At 35.8% G+C, this 3163-nt stretch carries 5 protein-coding genes; 4 read left to right on the top strand and 1 reads right to left on the bottom strand.

From position 1 onward, the window contains the following. The 4 genes from AB3X49_RS20170 to AB3X49_RS20155 form a co-directional block, all read left to right on the top strand. Positions 1–196, top strand: a 196-nt coding sequence (locus AB3X49_RS20170) for a YetF domain-containing protein (RefSeq protein WP_367964333.1), incomplete at its 5' end; no start/stop codon positions are given. Positions 197–306: 110 nt separating this feature from the next. Then, positions 307–948 (top strand): FusB/FusC family EF-G-binding protein, encoded by a 642-nt coding sequence (locus AB3X49_RS20165; RefSeq protein WP_002031210.1) that lies wholly within the window; start codon positions 307–309, stop codon positions 946–948. A 162-nt stretch (positions 949–1110) separates the two neighbouring features. Beyond that, a complete protein-coding gene (locus tag AB3X49_RS20160; RefSeq protein WP_367964330.1) occupies positions 1111–2007 on the top strand; it encodes an RCC1 domain-containing protein in 897 nt (298 codons plus the stop codon). Between the two features lie 228 nt (positions 2008–2235). Next, positions 2236–2436: a hypothetical protein gene (locus tag AB3X49_RS20155; RefSeq protein ID WP_002141267.1), complete on the top strand. Its 201-nt coding sequence runs from the start codon at positions 2236–2238 to the stop codon at positions 2434–2436. Between the two features lie 166 nt (positions 2437–2602). Here the strand turns inward: AB3X49_RS20155 and msrA are convergent, their stop codons facing one another. Continuing rightward, positions 2603–3136: a peptide-methionine (S)-S-oxide reductase MsrA gene (gene msrA / locus AB3X49_RS20150; protein ID WP_367964328.1), complete on the bottom strand. Its 534-nt coding sequence runs from the start codon at positions 3134–3136 to the stop codon at positions 2603–2605. Positions 3137–3163 lie beyond the last annotated feature (27 nt).

The following is a 3163-nucleotide window of genomic DNA, read 5'->3' as shown; positions in this document are numbered from 1 at the left end:
ACATAAACCTGTATACTTACCGATTTCATTAATTAGTGATGGAAAAGTAGTGAAAGATAATTTGAGGGAAGCAGGTTTTGATGAAGGATGGCTTTATAAACAAATAAAGCAAAAAGGGATTACTAAATTTGAAGATGTATTATATGCAGAATGGAAAACAGATGATGGTTTCTTTTGTCAGGAAATGCCTCGGTAGAACATAGTCAGAGTATGTAATGTTCATTTCTAAGTTATCTTTTACATATCAAAAAGCTGAATCATTGTATACAATAAGACTAGATCAACAATTTGTATGGAGTGATAAAGATGGAAGCTTTTATTAGAAGTGATCAATACAATTTTATAAAGTCACAAGCTTATATTTTAGCAAATGGGCATGCAACGGCAAATGATAGAGGTGTAATTCAAGCGTTAAAATCACTTGCGATTGAAAAGATAATACATGTATTTGAGAATTTAACGGATGAACAGAAAGAGTTAATTGATACGGTATTAACAGTTCAAAATAGAGAAGATGCAGAATCGTTTTTACTGAAAATAAATCCGTATGTCATTCCGTTTCAGGAAGTTACAGCGCAAACATTAAAAAAATTATTTCCTAAAGCGAAAAAATTAAAACTTCCTGATATGGAAGAACTGGACATGAAAGAATTATCTTATTTAAGTTGGATTGACAAAGGATCAAGCAGGAAATTTATTATAGCGAAAAATGATAAAAATAAGTTTGTCGGTCTGCAAGGAACATTCCAAAGTCTAAATAAAAAGAGCATTTGTTCATTATGTCATGGGCATGAAGAAGTAGGAATGTTTTTAGTTGAAATTAAAGGTGATGTACCAGGAACTTTCGTTAGAAAGGGAAACTATATTTGCAAAGATGGTGTAGCTTGTAATCAGAATATGAAATCACTTGATAAATTACAGGATTTTATTGAGCGATTAAAGAAATAAAGAAAAAACCTCTAGTATTTAAACTGGAGGTTTTTATTTTTTAAAAGAAGTAATAGTAGTCTTTTTCGTAGATGTAGATTTATAAAAAGTCAGATCATTTATAATAAAATTTGATGAAAATATTTATTTTGATATGGTTGCTTATATACAAGGAGGTAAAACATGAATTACATTTCACCGAAAGAAGAGATATTAAAAATGAAACGGTGGCCTAAAGATACGATAGCAGCGGGGCGTGGTCATACTGTTGCACTTAAATCGGATGGCGCGGTTGTAGCAGTGGGGCGAAATAAAGAAGGTGAATGCAATGTAAGCAGCTGGTGTGATATGGAAGCAGTCGCTGCGGGCAATGTTCATATGGCGACGAACACTGGGAACGCTCATACAATCGCTCTTAAAAGTGATAATACTGTGGAAGCGGTGGGGTGGAATAAGCATGATCAATGCGATGTAAACGACTGGCATAATATTGTATCGGTTGCGGCTGGATGGCGTCGTACTATTGGCCTTAAACCGGATGGCACGGTAATAGCGGTGGGGCGAAATAAAGAAGAAGAATGCAATATAAGCGGCTGGAGAGATATTGTGGCGGTCGCGGTGGGTGACTGGCATACAGTCGGTCTTAAATTGGACGGAACTGTGACGACTGTGGGGAATAATCGATATGGCCAATGCAATGTAAGTGGATGGCGTGGTATGGTGGAGTTGGCGGCAGGTTATCTTCATACTGTTGGTTTGAAATCGGATGGCAAAGTGATGGCAGTGGGTAATAATAAACTTGGTCAATGCGATGTAGGCAGCTGGAAAGATATTATGGCAATAGCAGCTGGTACGAATCATACAATCGGACTTAAATCAGACGGTACCGTGGTGGCAGTCGGCTGGAATGAGTATGGTCAATGTAATGTAAGCGATTGGCGTGATATTGTAGCGATAGCGGCGGGTTGTGCGCATACGGTCGGTCTGAAATTAGATGGCACGGTGGTAGCAGTAGGTGATAATACATACGGTCAATGCGATGTAGGTAGTTGGCGCAGTATCCGATTGCCCGGTAAATAGTTTTTAATAACTATTTGTTGATAGATAATTTACAATAAATCACCAGTAATATTATTCTATTTTATGAGTAATTATGGAATAGGATATGTAGATAAGAATCCCTTTTTAAAAGAGGTTCTTATTCTTTTTTCGTAAAATGAGTGTCTAAATGGAATTTTTGAACAAACTTTATTTCAAAGCTACAGTAGAAAGTATAAATTACAAATAAAGCATAGGAGAGCTGAAGAAATGCTTAAAAAGTTTTTGCTTTCTTTACCGGATGTTTTACTTGTATGCATTGTTATCTACATAACATACACAACTACTCTTAGTTTTGTACAGATGTTAGTAATTTCAATTGCAATCGGAATCGTCGGTGGTTTTGTTATAAGAATTTGTAAGGATGTATTCACGTATATAAGGTGGACAATTAAACAGAGGAAATCTTGAATACGTTGTATTGCTATTAGGAGGAGAGGAAATGACTAAGAAAAAGAGTAGAGTGAAAAATGAAATAGCACTTTGGACATTAACAGCGGTTGTTCTCATCATTGTATGGTACTTTTTTCAAAGATAAAAATGCATCGTACTTAAAAGGTACGATGCATTTTTATTATTATTTTTGCCAATTTTCTTTTATAAAGGCTTCACGACCAGATTCTTTTTGCTCGGTAGCATATTTCTCTGGATTCTTTTTATAGAAATGCTGGTGGTATTCCTCTGCTTCATAAAAAGGTGCAGCTGAGCGAATTTCAGTCACAATAGGACCTTTAAACATACCGCTTTCTGCAAGAGCTTGTTTTGATTTTTCAGCAAGCTCTTTTTGCGTTTCGTTATGATAAAAAATTGCTGTGCGGTAAGATGGACCACGATCGAAAAATTGTCCGCCATCATCAGTTGGATCAATTTGTGGCCAATATAAATCTAGTAATTTTTGATAAGGAAAAATAGAAGGATCGAATGTAATTTGTACAACTTCTAAATGTCCAGATGTTCCAGTCTTTACTTGTTCGTATGTTGGGTTTTCTACATGACCACCTGCATAGCCAGAAAGTATTTTATGAATACCAGGAAGTTCATCAAATGGCTTTACCATGCACCAAAAGCAACCGCCTGCGAAGGTTGCGAGTTCGTATGTTTTTTCAGACATTGCTGTAATCCTCCTAAATGTATATGT

Origin of the sequence: Bacillus sp. C30, from assembly GCF_040838255.1 — a bacterium.
Lineage (GTDB): Bacteria > Bacillota > Bacilli > Bacillales > Bacillaceae_G > Bacillus_A > Bacillus_A mycoides.
This window is presented reverse-complemented; position numbering and strand designations above follow the sequence as displayed.